General features: G+C 41.3%; 9 protein-coding genes and 1 pseudogene. 8 read left to right on the forward strand and 2 right to left on the reverse strand.

Annotation, left to right across the window (positions count from 1 at the left end):
- Window positions 1-49 precede the first annotated feature (49 nt).
- The 4 genes and pseudogenes from AC6H44_RS04225 to darG all read left to right on the forward strand — a co-directional run bounded on the left by AC6H44_RS04225 (window position 50) and on the right by darG (window position 5,958).
- On the forward strand, window positions 50-952 hold the full coding sequence (locus tag AC6H44_RS04225) for an McrC family protein (RefSeq protein WP_500737706.1): 903 nt from the start codon (window positions 50-52) through the stop codon (window positions 950-952).
- Between the two features lie 412 nt (window positions 953-1,364).
- Entirely contained in the window at window positions 1,365-4,241 is a 2,877-nt protein-coding gene (locus AC6H44_RS04230; RefSeq protein ID WP_500737707.1) for a DEAD/DEAH box helicase, read from the forward strand.
- Window positions 4,234-4,905, forward strand: a pseudogene (darT, locus tag AC6H44_RS04235) (type II toxin-antitoxin system toxin DNA ADP-ribosyl transferase DarT). Before AC6H44_RS04230 ends, darT begins: the two are co-directional and overlap by 8 nt.
- Window positions 4,906-4,923: 18 nt before the next feature.
- Window positions 4,924-5,958, forward strand: a complete 1,035-nt coding sequence (gene darG / locus AC6H44_RS04240) for a type II toxin-antitoxin system antitoxin DNA ADP-ribosyl glycohydrolase DarG (protein WP_500737708.1) — start codon at window positions 4,924-4,926, stop codon at window positions 5,956-5,958.
- A 159-nt stretch (window positions 5,959-6,117) separates the two neighbouring features.
- Here darG and AC6H44_RS04245 read toward each other — a convergent pair whose 3' ends face one another.
- The gene (locus tag AC6H44_RS04245) at window positions 6,118-6,753 is read right to left on the reverse strand and encodes an SDR family oxidoreductase (RefSeq protein WP_500737709.1); all 636 of its coding nucleotides are present in this window, start codon (window positions 6,751-6,753) and stop codon (window positions 6,118-6,120) included.
- A gap of 122 nt (window positions 6,754-6,875) precedes the next feature.
- Window positions 6,876-8,885 carry a bifunctional tRNA (5-methylaminomethyl-2-thiouridine)(34)-methyltransferase MnmC2/FAD-dependent 5-carboxymethylaminomethyl-2-thiouridine(34) oxidoreductase MnmC1 gene (gene mnmC / locus AC6H44_RS04250; protein ID WP_500737710.1) on the reverse strand — a complete coding sequence of 670 codons (2,010 nt, stop codon included), beginning with the start codon at window positions 8,883-8,885 and terminating at the stop codon, window positions 6,876-6,878.
- Window positions 8,886-9,064: 179 nt separating this feature from the next.
- On the opposite strand from mnmC, the gene fabB reads away from it, so the two are divergent.
- From fabB to AC6H44_RS04270, 4 genes are all read left to right on the forward strand, one after another.
- Window positions 9,065-10,276 carry a beta-ketoacyl-ACP synthase I gene (gene fabB / locus AC6H44_RS04255; RefSeq protein WP_500737711.1) on the forward strand — a complete coding sequence of 404 codons (1,212 nt, stop codon included), beginning with the start codon at window positions 9,065-9,067 and terminating at the stop codon, window positions 10,274-10,276.
- A gap of 109 nt (window positions 10,277-10,385) precedes the next feature.
- Window positions 10,386-11,507 (forward strand): 4-phosphoerythronate dehydrogenase, encoded by a 1,122-nt coding sequence (locus AC6H44_RS04260; protein WP_500737712.1) that lies wholly within the window; start codon window positions 10,386-10,388, stop codon window positions 11,505-11,507.
- Window positions 11,508-11,552: 45 nt separating this feature from the next.
- Window positions 11,553-12,569, forward strand: a complete 1,017-nt coding sequence (locus AC6H44_RS04265; RefSeq protein ID WP_500737713.1) for an aspartate-semialdehyde dehydrogenase — start codon at window positions 11,553-11,555, stop codon at window positions 12,567-12,569.
- 349 nt (window positions 12,570-12,918) lie between these two features.
- Window positions 12,919-17,856: a FimV/HubP family polar landmark protein gene (locus AC6H44_RS04270; RefSeq protein ID WP_500737714.1), complete on the forward strand. Its 4,938-nt coding sequence runs from the start codon at window positions 12,919-12,921 to the stop codon at window positions 17,854-17,856.
- The last annotated feature ends 4 nt before the right edge of the window (window positions 17,857-17,860 follow it).

Below are 17,860 nucleotides of genomic sequence, written 5' to 3' on the forward strand. Positions count from 1 at the left end.
GTAATAGATCAAAAATGGAGATCGTCGTCAAGCTTTTTTATTAATTTTTTTGGGTGCGGAAAGACGGATTAAAGGTAGAATACTAGTTGGCCGGCAAATCAGGCATAACTTAGTTAATAAACATCATCACTTTATAGCCTTTGATGAACTGACAACTAATCGCCCAGAAAACCGATTAATTAAAAGTGCATTGCTCTGGTCGCTCAAGCGCGTGACAGCAAAAACGCAACACCTTTGTAGGGAGTTACTATTTCACTTTGAAGAAGTAACAAGCTCAAAAGCTATATGGCAGGATCTCAATGCTTGGCAACGGGGCAGGCATTTGTCTCATTATGAAGCGATTAGGCCGTGGATAGAAATGATTTTTAAAGATCAAAGCCCTACATCGGTAAACGGTTCAAAAAGTATGTTGTCTATATTATTTCCTATGGAGCGCGTATTTGAGGATTACGTACCAATTTGTTTAAAAAAACAATTTCAAAATTATGACATAAAAACACAAACCCGCAGTAAATATTTAATCAGCCATGAGCCTAGCGACAATAAAAAACGCACCAATAATGGCAATCTTTTCCAATTAAGGCCTGACTTGCATATTCAAGCTGGAAGTAAATTAATTATTGGTGATACAAAGTGGAAGGTGATTGATGAAAGCTTACCTAACAAAAAATATGGAATAAGTGAGGGCGACATATACCAGATGTTGGCCTATAACCAAACTTACCAGAAGGGTGAATTAGAACCCGCAGTGATTTGGCTGATCTACCCTATGACAGCTAAGTTTTTAAAGCCCTTGCCTGATTTTATTTTTGATAACGGGCTTACACTCAAAGTATTACCATTTGATATTGATAGCTCGGTTTTGAAACTTATTGATAGAAATATCATTTCAGATACTTTAGATGGGCCAGTAATAAAAAATAAAAAGGATCTTCTAGTTAATGAATTTTGATAAAAACCATGCATTAAAGGTTTTACAGTTTTGGCTGCAAACTGAGTTCTTTAATACCTTTGATTTAAAAAATATGCTGCCAGGTGCTGATGATGGTTTTTTACAATACACAGCAAGTGATTTAAAAAACGATCCAAATAGTTTGCCTTGGTTTAACCGTCAGCAAATTCGTTTGGCTGGCAAAGATTATCATCCGAATAAAGCATATAGCTATACTCTTTATATTGGCATTTTTAATCGTAACGAGTTTGCACAGCAGACAAAAGCGTACTTTAAAGACTTAGCAGATAATCACTCCATGAATTCTCAAAAAGAGGAAGACTGGCAGCAGCGACGTGATGATGGCGGTATTACTTGCTGCGCTAAAATTAAACTAAATGCACAAGCTGAGCTTAAACTTGATTCTCTTGAAATGTCTACTGCGCCATGGGCTTTAGGGAAATTATTGAAGGGTGAAATAGATAGTCTGCGAAAAAGTGATTTTGACCAAGACGTAGAGGACTTTTCTGATAAATTAAAAAAAATTCATCAGTTAGCTAGAAACATTAAACACGAAACGAATACAAGTGATGCATTTACCCATTTTGAGCTATTTGAAATCTTAAAGTTTTTGTCCCAGTGGGCGGGATTCAAACCAGAACAACCCCGTTATTCCTTAATAGTGCAATTAAACAATGCACCTAAGGAACCCGCCCCTGAAAGTTCAAAATTGATTTCTGATGCTGCCTTAGAAAAGTTACGTAAACTTACTGATTTATTAAAAGAAGATAGCTCTGATGTTGAGGAAGTAGTCGCAGAATCTGTCGAGCAGCTTGATTCACACATTAATGAAAATGATATACCTATACTCAATAGTTTTTTTATTGAAGATATAGCCCGTTCTATTAAATTGGTTGAAAAGAATGAGCTAGATACTAGTTCTCCGTTGTATTCGTATTTACTTAATAAACCTAACTATTATGCAGATTTATTGAGTAAATCAGGCGAGAGTATCATTAAGCAAAAGCTTTCTCATGATTATACGCCCTTAGGGCGATGGCCAGATAGCGCTAAACATACTATGAGTTTAATGCAGCAGTTTTCGATAAATACAGCTAGTGAACATATAAAAGCTGGTGGCTTATATTCAGTGAACGGTCCGCCAGGCACTGGTAAAACAACTATGCTGCGAGATATTATTGCGGCTAATATTGTAAAGCGCGCAAAAGTGCTGTCTCGATTAAAAAGCGCTAAAGGTGCATTTTCTAAAACAAAGAAAATAAAAATAGGTGATGAGGTCTCTTCAATACAAGTACTGAAACCTGCACTCACCGGTTTTGAAATGGTTGTTGTCTCAAGCAACAATAATGCTGTTGAAAATATCACGAAGGAGCTGCCTCAAATTAAGGCGCTAGGGAATGAGTTTAATTGCTTAACCTATCTTCAATCAGTGGCTCAAAAAGTAGCAGCCGATGTTGAAATAAAACAAAAACGTTTAATAGGTCTTGAAGAAAAAGATAACTGTTGGGGCATGATTGCAGCTGCATTAGGAAATAGTGGCAATAGAAAGCGCTTCACGAATAAAGTGTTCTTCGATAAAACAGATAAGATGCAGACCGATGAGGTCTCTAAAAGCTATACAACTTTGGTTGATGGTATTAAATTATTAAGCCAAAAAGGCGAACCTGAAACATTATTTAAAGATGCACAACAGCTATATGTAAAAGCGGAAAAGGCGGTAAATAAAGCGATAGCAGATTTACATCGTTTAGAAGCGCTTAATGGGTTAAAGCATAGTTTAGAGCAACTAAAGCAAAAGTGCTTAGAGGGTGAAGTCAGCTATAAAAAATGTCATTTTTTTGCATCAAAGCTTCATCAGAAATGTTTGCCTTGGTGGCATTATCGTATCTTTAAAAGCTGTAAACTAAGGGTGTTATATAGTGCATTCTGTTTACGAGTTGAACAAAGAAAGAGAGCTTTTGAAGCTTTAAAAATCCAAGTAGTAACACTCGAAGCTAAAGTACATGCTGAGGAGAGTGCGTGTAAAGAAATCCTGGTGCTTCATCCTGATGTGATGTTTGTATTAGCTAACGATGACTTAGATACAACAGTCCACCAGCGCAAGGCGTTTGGGCACAGTCAAACACTTAATAAACTTCGCTCTGAATTAACGATTGCAGCTTTTAACCTGCATGAAGCTTGGCTAGTGGCGAGTTACAATAATGGCCTGAGTCAAACTCTCAATAAACTCCCTGATTTATTGCAAGACAAAATTACTAAACCAGAAGATGCGAAATTAATGTGGCAATTGTTTTTTATGATCTGTCCGGTAGTCTCTTCCGCGTTTGCATCGGTAACGAATCAGTTTTCAAGCTTTGGGCAAGGTGATATAGGTTGGTTATTTATCGATGAGTCTGGCCAAGCCGCACCGCAGCTAGCCGTTGGCGCATTATTACGAGCAAAACGTGCTGTAGTTGTTGGCGATCCACTACAAATTGAGCCTGTATTTACTATACCGCCAGACATAGTTGAATTTTTGGGAGAGCGTTTATTACAAGATGATTGGCTTGACTGGTCGCCCTCTTTGACTTCAGTGCAAGAACTAGCCGATAGAGTAAACCCTTACGGAACTTCGCAAATAGCATATGATAAATGGCTGGGTAGCCCTTTGCGTGTGCATCGTCGTTGTAGTGATCCTATGTTTTCAATATCAAATCAAATAGCTTATAACAATAAAATGATTCATGGTTTGGATGATATAGCTGAAACAGAGTCATTTATATGGGGCCCTAGTAGCTGGTTTGACGTTAGTGGATCAGAGCAGAGTAAACATTTTGTCGCTGAGCAAGCTGAATATGTACTCTCAATGCTTTATGATTTCATCAATAGAGAAGATTATTTACCTGACTGCTATATCATTTCGCCATTTTCTAATGTTAAAAAGGGCGTTATTAAATACCTCAAGAAACATTTTTCACACCAGCAATTTAGTGATTCCGAGTTTAAAACTTGGCTAGCAGGGCGTGTAGGAACTGTTCATACGTTTCAGGGTAAAGAAGAAAAATTAGTAATTTTTGTTTTAGGTGCAACAGATAGTGCAGGGGCTGCTAAATGGGCTGCTAGTAAACCTAATTTACTCAATGTTGCTGTTACAAGAGCTAAAAAGCGAGTTTATATAATTGGCTGCTATAACCAATGGGCTGGACTGCGGTATTTCACTGATGCAATAGGTTTGCTAGAACCTGCGGATAAAATACATGCAGATAAAAGAACCCTTTTAAAAGGACAAATCGTCTATGACCATGCCTAGACCTGTACGAATATTCCATATTACTGCGATTGATAACTTGCCGATGATTTGTCAGCACGAAGCATTGTGGAGTAAAGCGAAGTCAACTGGATTAGGCATTACATACAATAATATTGCACATAAAGGCGCGCAAAGCACTCGTGCTAACAAAAAGGTAATTAACCCTCCTGGTGGAAGTATTCATGATTATGTGCCTTTTTATTTTGCACCGCGTTCACCAATGTTATCTGCAATTCATAATGGGCGAGTAGAGGGTTGTAAGTATAGTCAAACTGATATTATTTATTTTGAACTAACAATAGCGGAAGCTTATCGCTCAGGTATGCGTGAGTATATTTTTTTTGATTGAAATGCGACTATTGCGTATAGCAAACCAAGTACGGACTTAAAACAATTACATACATTAATTGACTGGGAACTTCTAACAGAACAGCCTAGTTTAGATGGATACTGTAAGTTTTTTCATGCAGTGCCTACTAACCCTCGATATACACAAAGGCTAGAAAAACGTATGGCTGAGTTTTTGATAAAAGAGCAAGTACCACTTACTTGGGGAGTGCGAATTGGTGTAGCTAACCAAACAAAAGCGCAAGAAATTAATGCTATTTTGAGGCGCTTTGCGTTAGACTTGCCAGTAGTTGTTATGCCAGTTTGGTATTTTTAAGAGTTATTTTGGGGCTGTATGAGTATTAAATCAGTAGAGGGCAATCTTTTACAACAGCAAAATGTTGATGCCATAGTCAATACCGTTAATTGTGTTGGCGTCATGGGTAAAGGTATTGCGTTACAGTTTAAAAAGAAATGGCCAAGTAACTACAAAGCTTATGCGACAGCCTGTAAAGCTGGAGACATTGCCCTAGGTAAAATGTTTATTTTTGAACTGGGTGCACTTGCCACTCCTCGGCTAATTATTAATTTCCCAACAAAAGGTCATTGGCGCAGTGATTCTCGCTTAAAAGATATCGAAGCGGGTTTACACGATTTGGTTGCTTGCATTAAAGAGTTAAATATTCAATCTATTGCTATTCCACCTTTAGGTTGTGGTAATGGTGGTCTCGATTGGGAAATAGTAAAACCTTTAATGTTAAGGTATCTGGCTGACATTCCTGAACTTGATGTTTATTTATATGAGCCAACAACCTCTATAAAAGCACAAGACATGAAAACGAGTACCCCTAAGCCAAAAATGACTCCAGGTAGGGCTGCAATTTTAGCTCTATTACAATCGTACCAATCAATTAGTTATGGCTTATCAAAAATTGAAGTGCAAAAGCTTGCCTACTTTTTGCAGGCCGCTGGTGAAGATATGCGACTTAACTTTGTTAAAGATAAGTTTGGTCCTTATGCTGATGCGTTAAGGCATGCTTTAAATACGATGGACGGTCATTATATTCAAGGTGTAGGCGATGGTGTTGTTGAGTCTGAAATCCGTCCAGTTGAAACTACCCTCGAAGATGCAAAGTTATTTTTAGCAAGCTCTAACCCTGAAATAAGTTCTCGAATAGCGCGTGTTACAGATTTAATCGAAGGGTATGAGTCACCATATGGTGTAGAGTTATTAGCGACAGTTCATTGGGTTGCTAAAAAAGAGCATGCAAACACACCTGAGCAAGCATTTATGGCTATTCAAAATTGGAATGAGCGTAAGAAGAGCTTAATGTCTTTAGAGCATGTATCCTCCGCATGGGAGCAGCTAAAGAGTCACGACTGGATTTAGAAGTAGATTAAGGACTACTAATTGGCCCTTGATTTTAAGATAAATTAAGTGCCGGTACATGGTTTAGTGCAGTTAGGCTCTAATGCCAATCGGTTATTTTTAAAGGTGTTTTAACCTTGCTTGCCATGCAGCTTGCATGGCAAGGGGTGAGTGTAATGCTTACTTAATAGCGGCTTTTATTGGTTTGTCGCCGTCAAATACTTCGAATATGCAGCGGTTACTGCCTTGCTCTGTGGCAATGGTAAATAAAATATGGGCTACATTTTCACGGCTAATTATTGCTTTAGAACGCTCTTTTGGTCGTTCGGTAGAAATAAGTTTTGAGGCATCATCATTAGTGAGTGAGCCTGGGCGGACAATTGTATAATTGAGTCCGCTATTAATTAAATGCCTATCCGCCATGTGTTTGGCTACTAAATAGGGTTTTAAATCGCTTTGGATTGCATCTGGGTCGTCTGCACCAATAGAGCTGACCATAGTAAAGTGTTTAGCTGCATGCTCTTTTGCGTAATTAATGGCTTTGGTAGCAGCCCATAAATCGATAAGTAGGGTTTTATCTGCGCCGGTATTGCCGCCTGAACCTGCGGCAAAAATAACGTGGTCGCAACCGCGTAGCGCATCGCTAAAATCATTTTCTAAATCTTGCTCTACAATTGTTAGGTAATCGCTCTTTAAGTCATCTAATTTACTTTTGTCACGCACTAAAGCCACTACAGGGTGTTGGTGCTTAAGCAATAACTCGGTGGTTAGTTTACCAATTTGCCCACTGGCACCAATTACTAACGTTTTATTCATTACTGACTCCTTATTTTGTAAAACAAAACAGCCGACTTACACTTTATCCACTGTACTAAAGAGTTGGGGGTAATAATGTGTTTTTAAAGTATAGTTTCATTTTTAGTGGTGCGATGCGCCTTTTAAATTTTATTGCGAATTAAATCACGCACAATAAAGCGCCCAGGGTGAATGGCTTGGCTTACCCGCTCGCTTAATGGGCGAGGTTCATTGTTTAAACTACTAATTAAGTGCTCGGCAGAGAGTGGTGCGCTACACAATGCGCGCGCGCCAAAGCCGGTAAAAATATGTAGGCCCTGTTGTGGCTTTTTAAGTGGCAGATATTGATAGCGCTTGCCCAAGCGTAAATTAGCAAATGCATGTGTATAGTCACTTTGTTGCGCCCATTCACCAGCCATAGGTAAATGATCAATAAAACTACAGCGAACAGCCGCTTTAGCCGAGCTAATATCGCCTAAGCTGGTGGCAAATTCAGTGTTGTTATAAAAACTCAGTAATTGTTCACGGTTAGTGTGGTTATCTTGCTTGGTCACTTCGCGGCTTTTGCTGTTTTTTTCAAAGGTGGCGCCCATACAATGATGATCTAAATAGGCGGGGGTAAAATAGCCTTTGTGGCATAATACGGTTTTTAGCTTGCGTGATTGCTCGCTTGCCTGAACATGCGACACTTGGCCACGTACGCCAACAATAGGGAGTGTGTTGGTTTGCGTAAATGCATCGCTGTGCTCGCCGGCACACATAATCACATCGCTAAAGGGGCCAATTGTTTGCTTTTGCGTGGTTAAGTACCAGCCATCAGGTTGCTTAGTTAACTGTTCAATGTGGCAATTAAATTGGCTTTTAAACGGGTTTAACTGCTGTGCAGCATTTAGCATAGCACAAACCAACTGCGGGGGATTAACCCAGCCGCCTTGTTCAAAAAACACCCCAGAGTAACCTGTTTTAACTCCAGCAATTGCATCACCCTCATCAGCGGTAACATTACGCATAAGTTGCTCTGGCCACAGTTGTTTATCAGCAAGGTTTTGATGACGCTCTGCCAGTGGCGGTTTTACTGCATGTTGCAGCACGCCGCACCATTGATGATCAAACAAAAAGCCCGTGTTGATTAATTGATTATAAAGCCGTTTTGCGTATAAAAAGCTATGCGCAAATAACTCACTGTGTGGCGAGTTTTTTGCTTGCAAGTGCGGATACACCGCCCCTTGTACATTGTGCGATGCACCCATGGCGGGCTTTTCATCTTGGCAAAATAACTGGCTCTTTATCCCACGCTTTGCGAGGCTATACAGGACACAACTGCTGGCTATGCCACCGCCTATTACAGCCACATTTGAAAGCGGTGAGGGGTGATGCTCAAAATAGGCAGGAGCAGATTGCTTAGCATTGGCCTTGGCAAGTGTGCCAATAAGCATATCGCGTTTACGGCCAAAGCCTTTGGTTTTTTGCATGTTAAAGCCGGCTTCAATTAAGCCTCTGCGCACAAAACCCGCCGCGGTAAATGTAGCTAATGTGGCGCTGGCTCTAGAAATGTCGACCATGGCATTAAATACACTTTGCTGCCACATATCGGGGTTTTTACTTGGTGCAAAGCCATCTAAAAACCACGCGTCTACTAATCCATTTTGCGGGTAGCTCATGTTATTAATGCACGCCAACACATCGCCAAAATATAGATCGAGTACAATGCGGCCATTGGCAAATTCAAGCCGATGACAGCCCGTTAAATTAATAGGGTAGTTGGAGACGAGTTGGTCGCTTAAATGACTTAAACTAGGCCAAGCTTGTAATGCTTGTTTTAAATCATTTACGCTAAGTGGATATTTTTCAAAAGAAATAAAATGTAGTCGCTGCACGCTATTAGGGTGCTTACTTTGAACTTGTGGGCATTGTAGGTGGTCTGAAAATTGCTGCCATGCATTTAAAAAGTTAAGCCCAGTACCAAAACCCGTTTCGGCAATTACAAAGTGTTCACGGTCATGATTTTGTAACCGTGTCGCTATATTGTTTTGCTGATAAAACACATAATCAGATTCAGCGAGGCCATCGTCATTAGAAAAATAAACATCGTCAAAGTCATTAGCAACCGGTGTGCCTAAATCGTTAAAGTGTATATGGGCATTTTTTATCATGACAAATTCAATTTTATAGATAATTTTTTAATTATTTTACGTGTTTTCTTTGAAATAGTCTGGCGTTATTTATAAGCTGTAGGTTCAGAGTACAAGTGTACGCTAGAAAGCTGACCACTTAGGCGATCAAATTCGCGTAAAATAGAACACAATTAAGTATTAAGCTAAGGGAATTACCCATGAGAAGAGCCGTAATAACAGGTATTGGTGTTGTATCAAGCATCGGTAATAATAAACAAGAAGTATTAGAGTCATTAAGAGCAGGTAAAAGTGGTATTGCGTTTAATCAAGAATTTGCTGATTACAAGTTGCGCAGTAATGTGTCAGGTAAAATTGATATTGATGTTAAAGAACATGTTGACCGTAAAGCTATGCGCTTTATGGGTGATGCGGCGGCTTATTCTTATATTTCAATGGTGCAAGCGATTGAAGATGCGGGCCTTAGCGACGATCAAGTGTCGAACGAGCGTACTGGTTTATTAGTGGGCTCTGGCGGTGGTTCATCAAAATGGCAAGTAGAGGCGGCCGATATTCTACGCGAAAAAGGCGTTAAACGAGTAGGCCCTTATATGGTGCCACGTACCATGGCAAGTACTACGTCTGCATGTTTAGCAACACCGTTTAAAATTAAAGGCGTTAATTATTCAATTAGCTCTGCGTGTGCAACTTCTGCGCATTGTATTGGCCATGCGGTTGAACAAATTCAACTTGGCAAACAAGACGTTATTTTTGCAGGCGGTGGTGAAGAGCTTCACTGGACGTTAGCAATGGAATTTGACGCTATGGGCGCATTGTCTACAAAGTATAACGATACCCCTGAAAAAGCATCGCGTACGTATGATGCAAATCGTGATGGTTTTGTAATTTCAGCGGGTGGCGGTATTGTGGTTGTTGAAGAGCTTGAGCATGCACTTGCTCGTGGCGCGCATATTTACGCAGAAATTACCGGTTACGGTGCGACATCTGACGGCTATGACATGGTTGCTCCCTCAGGCGAGGGCGCGGTACGCTGTATGCGTCAAGCTATGCAAAACGTCGATAGTATTGATTACTTAAATACCCATGGTACGTCAACACCGGTAGGTGATGTGAAAGAACTTGGCGCTATTCAAGAAGTATTTGGTGGTAACTCGCCAATGATCAGCGCCACTAAAGCAATGACAGGCCATGCCCTTGGCGCGGCAGGCGTGCACGAAGCCATTTTTTCACTACTCATGCTTGAGCATGGTTTTGTTGCACCTTCAATTAATATTGATGAGCTAGATGAACAAGCGGCAGGCTTGAATATTGTGACTGAAGCAAAAGACGTGGAATTAAACACCGTTATGTCTAACAGCTTTGGCTTTGGTGGTACTAACGCCACACTAGTGATGAGCAAATACAAAGGCTAAGTTAACCTTTAACTATTTTAAAGCCGAGTAAAATGCTCGGCTTTTTCGTTTGTGTAAATAGGCGATTGTTCGTTACAATAGCCACTCTTAATTGCCAAACGGACTCACAATGAACATTCTTGCCGATCAAAATATGCCTTTAGTTGAGCAATTCTTTAAAGATGTGGGTGAGGTAAAACGATTTGATGGCAGGCAATTAACCCCTGAACAACTCATTGATGTTGATGTATTGCTTACGCGCTCTGTTACGCAGGTAAACAGTGAATTACTCGCCAAAGCAAATAAGCTCAGCTTTGTAGGCACCGCCACGATAGGTGTTGATCATATTGATACCGATTTACTTAATGCCAACAATATTGTTTTTACCAGTGCACCTGGCTGTAATGCCATCGCGGTTGCTGAATATGTAATTAGTAGTTTGTTTGCATTAAGCCAAGAAAACGCCAGCCCGTTAAGCGGTAAAACAATTGGCATTGTTGGCGTAGGTAATATTGGTAGTTGCTTAGCTCAAAAGTTAAAAGCATTGAATGTTAACTTATTATTGTGCGACCCAATTAAGCATGCGCAAGGGTTATTAACCGAACATGTTGAACTTGATGAACTATTAGCGCAATCAGACATTGTTACTTTTCATGTGCCATTAGTTAAAACGGGTAAGCATAAAACCCTGCACATGCTTGATAAAACACGGTTAACTAAACTTAAACCCGGACTGACGTTAATTAACGCCAGCCGAGGCGATGTGATTGATAACCAAGCCTTACTTGAAGTGATGAAAGCAGGAGCAGAGCTCGATTTAGTCATGGATGTTTGGGAAAATGAGCCTAACATTTTAACTGAATTACTTGAACATGTGCGTTATGCCAGTGTGCACATTGCAGGTCACACCTTAGAGGGGAAAGCGCGGGGGACTCACATGTTGTATCAAAGCTTGTGCGAACTAAAAGGGCTTGAGGCAAATAAGTCACTCAGCGATTTTTTACCGCCAGCGGCTATTAACCGCGTTACTTTAGCACCAAGCTTTACGGAAGCCGACATCGCGCGTTTAGTGCACTTAACTTATGATGTTCGCCGCGATGACGGCATTTTGCTGCGTCACTTAGCCGATGAAGGGTTTGACAGTTTACGAAAAAACTACCCAACGCGACGTGAATTTAGCACCGTAATGGTTGAAGGTGATAGCACTGAGCTTGCTGCGCTTGCGCAGCTTGGTTTTACAACAGCAAACTAATTTAATTAGCACGGTTGTTTTAATCGTGCTTACAGAGGATAAACTATGTCGCAAAAATATAACATTGCCGTACTCGGTGCTACAGGTCTTGTAGGTCGTCAAATTATTGAAACATTGGAAGATCGTAAATTTCCGGTCGATCAGCTATTTTTACTCGCAAGTAGTCGTAGTGCAGGCCAAGATATTAAATTTCGCGGTGAGAGCATAGAAATACGTGATGTTGAAGGTTTTGACTTTAGCCAAGCGCATATCGGTTTATTTTCAGCCGGTGGCAGTGTGTCTGAAAAGTATGCCCCGATTGCTGCAGACGCTGGCTGTATTGTGATTGATAACACTTCACACTTTCGAAATGACTTTGAAGTGCCGCTTATTGTGCCTGAGGTAAATGCAGCGAGCTTAGCCGATTTTAGAAACCGCAATATTATTGCTAACCCTAATTGTTCAACCATTCAAATGATGCTTGCGCTTAAACCTATTTATGATGCATACGGCATTGATCGTATCAACGTTTCAACCTACCAAGCCGTATCGGGTGCGGGCAAAAACGCGGTTGATGAGCTGGCTAAACAAACGGCTAACTTAATGAATGCGCGCCCAATGGAAAGTGAAATTTTCCCCAAGCAAATTGCGTTTAATGTAATACCGCAAATAGATAGCTTTGAAGATAATGGCTACACGCGCGAAGAAATGAAAATAGTTAACGAAACACATAAAATTTTGGGCGATACGAGCATAGCAATAAACCCGACCTGTGTAAGGGTGCCTGTATTTTTTGGCCATTCTGAGTCTATTAACATTGAAACCCGAATGCCTTTTGATTTAGAGCATGTTAAGCAGCTATTAAGCGATGCACCCGGTGTTGAGCTAATTGACGATGCGGGTGACTACCCAACGGCAGTGTCGGATGCCAGTGGTAACGATACTGTGTATGTTGGGCGTTTACGTGCAGATATTTCTCACCCTCATGGATTAAACATGTGGGTTGTGAGTGATAACACTCGCAAAGGAGCTGCAACTAACAGCGTGCAAATAGCAGAAGAACTGATTGCCAATTATATGTAGTTTGGTAAAAGTTTAGATTAGTCTTAACAGCGGCAAGCCAACGTGGTTTGCCGTTTTTTTATGCGTTACTTGTCATTTTTTTGCCACTTATTAATTGTGATAGTGTAAACATATTGATAAACAACATAAAAATAATTCACCTTGATGTTTAAGGTATTTATTTTCAATGCGTTGCGATGGATATTATGGCCTAACTGGTTTATAGTTTGTAACTGGAATAGAGCTTGCAATAAAAATAGATTGTAATAAAAATGTGCGTTAGCCACTTGGCTGACAACGGCAAGAATAATCAATGTTTAAGCGCTAATTTTAAAGCGCTGCGCTAACATTTAAACATTAAAGGATCAGCATGCGCGGTTTCGTTTCACTTATTTTTTTAGCGTCTGCACTGATGGTAACGACTGTTTACTCTCAAGACAGTACCCAATTAAGAGGGCCAAAGGGTGCTGATTACGGCGCACAGGGCCGCTCTATAGGGCCTATAAAACCAACCGATACGCTTTGGCGCATTGCCGCTAAAGTTCGCCCAAATGATTCCGTCAGCATTTATCAAGTAATGCAGGCCTTGTATGAAAAAAACCCCAATTCGTTTTTAGAGCAAAATTTAAATCATATGCAAAGTGGTGCCTATTTAAATATACCCACATTGGCAGAAATTAGACGAATAAACCCGCAATTAGCTAAACAGCGCTCTGAGCAAGATGATGAGCTATGGGAAAAAAAGAAAAATGGCACGCTCACTCAAGCACAAATCAATTTAGCACAAACACAAGTAACTCAAGCCCGCAAAGCAGACGTTGATGAAGCCAAAAAAGAATTACAGCAAGAACTAAAAGCAATAAAAACAGATCAAAGTAATAAATTGATAGAGCTTCAGCAACAATTTAAAAGCTCAGTAGATAATGTTGAAGAAATCTTAGTTGAAAATAATAACCTTAAAAAGCAACTGACAGGTATTTCAAACGAGTTGGAAAATGTGCGTATTCAACTTGGTCAAGACAGTGAAATTCAGCAACAACTTAAAGAGCTAATCATTAAGCAAAACCAAATGATTGCGCAACAAAAGCTAAAAGATGCCCAACAAGAGAGCGAATTTAGTTTTGCCGCGTTACTGTCTAATCCTTTTGTACTTATTTTATTAATGACTATTCCAGCCTTATTAATTATTTTTGCCGTGGTTATGTGGTTGCGTAAACGTAATAATCAAGAGGTTGAGAGTGACGACGATGAGTTTACACCGCAGGCACCCAGTTATACAGACCCGCTAGATGAAGCGCCCGAGCCTTCACTTGACGAAGCTCCCGATCCGCTTGATGACGAAAGTGTGCGCCTAGACGATAACATGGATGACGTGTTGCTCGATGATGACGTGGCATTCAGTGATGATTTAGATGATGACAGCCTGTTAGATCAAGATGAGTTAGAAAGTTTACTGAGCGATGATGTTGTTTTTGAGGATGAGAATACCGAGGAAGACGAGCTTGATGTTTTCATGCAGCAAGACTTCGATAATCCAGATATGGATGACACTGGCGATACAATTGATGTTGATGAGTCAGATGATATTTTAAGTGATGATGATTTAGATAGCTTATTTGATGAAGCTGACGACGATTCATTGCCTTATGAATCTAAAGATGAATCGAATGATGACATGGCAGCGCTCAGTGAAGAGCTAGCCGAAGAAGGTGAAGACTTTGATATTGACGACCTGCTTGATGAAGAGCAACCCACTTCTGAAGGTGACGTTACAGAGGCTGATGTTGATAGCTTAATCGACGAAGATGATGAATTTGACATTGACGACTTACTCGATGCCGAGCAACCTACTTCAGAAGACGACAATACAGAGGCTGATGTTGATAGCTTAATCGACGAAGATGACGATGAATTTGACATTGACGACTTACTCGATGCCGAGCAACCTACTTCTGAAGACGACGTTACAGAGGCTGATGTTGATAGCTTAATAGACGAAGATGACGATGAATTTGACATTGACGACTTACTCGATGCCGAGCAACCTACTTCTGAAGATGACGTTACAGAGGCTGATGTTGATAGTTTAATCGACGAAGATGACGAGTTTGACATTGATGATGTGCTTGATGCAGAGCAACCTCAAAATGATGCTCATGATTCTGAAATAGATCATGCGCTTGCTGATTCAATTGAGGATTTAACAGAGGCACAAGAAGAATTAGACAATGAAGATGTTGAATCTATCGCTTCATCGTTGGCTGAGTCTGAACCAGAGGTTGAAGCTGAGCCAGAGGTTGAGGCCGAACAAGAGATTGAAGCCGAGCCAGAGGTTGAGGCCGAACAAGAGATTGAAGCCGAGCCAGAGGTTGAGGCTGAACCAGAGGCTGAGCCAGAGATTGAGGCTGAACCAGAGATTGAAGCTGAACCGGAATTTGAAGCTGAACCAGAAATTGAATCTGAACCGGAATTTGAAGCAGAGCCAGAGCTTGAAGCTGAACCAGAAGTTGAAGCAGAACCTGAGCTTGAAGCAGAACCTGAGCTTGAAGCGGAATCTGAGCTCGAAGCGGAACCTGAACTTGAAGCAGAGCCTGAACCAGAACCAGAAGTTGAAGCAGAACCAGAAATTGAAGCTGAGCCAGAGCTTGAAGCAGAGCCAGAGCTTGAAGCAGAGCCTGAGCTTGAATCAGAATCTGAGCTTGAAGCTGAACCTGAGCTTGCAGAAGAACCTGAACTTGAAGAAGAACCTGAGCTTGAAGCAGAACCTGAACTTGAGGCTGAGCCAGAGGTTGAAGCTGAGCCTGAAATTGAAGCTGAACCTGAGCTTGAAGAAGAACCTGAACTTGAAGTAGAGCCAGAGCTTGAAGTAAAGCCAGAGCTTGAAGCAGAACCTGAGCCTGAAGCAGAACCTGAACTTGAAGCAGAACCTGAGCTTGAAGCAGAACCTGAGCTTGAGGTAGAACCTGAGCTTGAAGTAGAGCCAGAGATTGAAGCAGAACCAGAACTTGAAGCTGAGCCAGAGCTTGAAGCAGAGCCAGAACCTGAAGCTGAATCTGAAATTGAATCTCGGTTAGAAATTGAAGCCGAGCCAGAGCTTGACGCAGAGCCAGAAGTTGAAGCCGAGCCAGAAGTTGAAGCCGAGCCAGAAGCTGAGATTGAGCCAGAAGCTGAGATTGAGCCAGAAGTTGAAGCTGAGCCAGAAGTTGAAGCTGAGCCAGAGCCTGAAGCTGAGCCAGAATCTGAAGCTGAGCCAGAACTTGAAGCTGAACCAGAGCTTGAAGCCGAACCAGAAGTTGAAGCAGAACCAGAAGTTGAAGCTGAACCAGAATTTGAAGCTGAGGCAGAGCCTGAAGCCGAGCTAGAAGTTGAAGCTGAACCAGAAGTTGAAGCTGAACCAGAAGTTGAAGCTGAACCAGAACCAGAAGTTGAAGCTGAATCTGAAATTGAATCTCGGTTAGAGGGTGAAGCGGAACCAGAATTTGAGGCTGAGCCTGAAATTGAAGCTGAGCCTGAAATTGAAGCTGAAGCTGAGGCAGAACCTGAAGCCGAGCCAGAAGTTGAAGCTGAACCAGAATTTGAAGCTGAGGCAGAACCTGAAGCCGAGCCAGAAGTTGAAGCTGAACCAGAATTTGAAGCTGAGGCAGAACCTGAAGCCGAGTTAGAAGTTGAAGCTGAACCAGAAGTTGAAGCTGAACCAGAAGTTGAAGCCGAGCCAGAGGTTGAGGCTGAACCAGAAGTTGAAGCCGAGCCAGAGGTTGAGGCTGAACCAGAAGTTGAAGCCGAGCCAGAGGTTGAGGCTGAACCAGAAGTTGAAGCCGAGCCAGAGGTTGAGGCTGAACCAGAAGTTGAAGCAGAGCCTGAGCTTGAAGCAGAACCTGAACTTGAATCAGAATCTGAGCTTGAAGCTGAATCTCGGTTAGAGGGTGAAGCCGAACCAGAGATTGAAGCTGAGCCAGAGCTTGAGCTTGAAGAAGAACCTGAACTTGAAGTAGAGCCAGAGCTTGAAGCCGAACCAGAAGTTGAGGCTGAACCAGAACCAGAAGTTGAAGCAGAACCAGAAGTTGAAGCTGAACCAGAACTTGAAGCTGAGCCTGAAATTGAAGCAGAGCCAGAAGTTGAAGCTGAACCAGAACTTGAAGTAGAGCCAGAAGTTGAATCTGAACTGGAGCTTGGATCGGATGATGATTTTTCAGATACGTCATCAACGTTACTCGATCCAGAAGATGCGCTCGACGAGTACGACGATGAAAACTTTAAAAGTGTCGATGAACTGTTAAGTGAGCTTGAGCAAACAAGCGATGAAGCTGAACAAGCACCAGATTGGTCAACTGATGACTTAAACGATGAACTTGAAGAAGATGAAATTGATTTAGGTGATGATCCGCTCGCAGATGATGTTGAATACGACAATTTACCGTCAGATGATGGACTCTATGAACCAGAAATAGTCACACCGAGTGAAGAGCTTGAAGAGTATCCTGAGTTAGAACTTGATGATGAGCTATCTTTACCTGATGAAGAAGAGCAACCGCTAACACCGCAAGAGCTTCAAGGCGATAATTCAGACAGTGATACAACGGCTATGCCAGCTAGTCAGGCTGAACAAGATCTCGCTAATGCGTTATCTGCTGGCAGTGGATTAGATAGCTTAGAAGATGATTTTGATGATGAACAGCTTGACGCTTTTGAATCATCAGAATTTGACAGTCAGCAAACAAACGCCGACAGTGAAGCTGATTTAACGCAAACTTCAGTACCACCTGAATCAGAAGTGATTTCAGATGATGAACTTGACGATGAGTTTATGGCTGAATTAACGCAAACTGATTTTGACGCATTGTTGAGTGAACTGGCTGAGCCTGAAAACCTTGATTTAAGCGATAGCAGTGAGTTTGATGTTGATTTTAATAACTTGTTAAGTGAAGACTTAGCTGACGATAAAGCATCGTCGTTGCAAGAGCCTATTGAACAACCTGAGGTTACTGAGCCAGCAGCGCAGGACGATTTTGTCGATATTGATGCATTATTAGAGCAAAGCGATGAAGCAGATTTAGATCATGAACCCTACACCGATGTTGATATGGATGTTGGTTTAGGTGAATATGACTCATTACTTGCGGGCGATAATCCTATGGATGTTGATACCCAAAGTGGCGGTTACTCAGCTAAGCTTGACCTTGCTCATGCTTACATTGAGATTGATGATGCCGACTCTGCAATTAAAATTCTTGAAGAAATCATTAATAATGGCCCAGATGATGTGCAAGAAGAAGCACAAAACTTAAAGGCTAAACTTAAAAACGAATGATCAG

The sequence above is a fragment of the Pseudoalteromonas sp. TAP-3C genome (assembly GCF_059888565.1).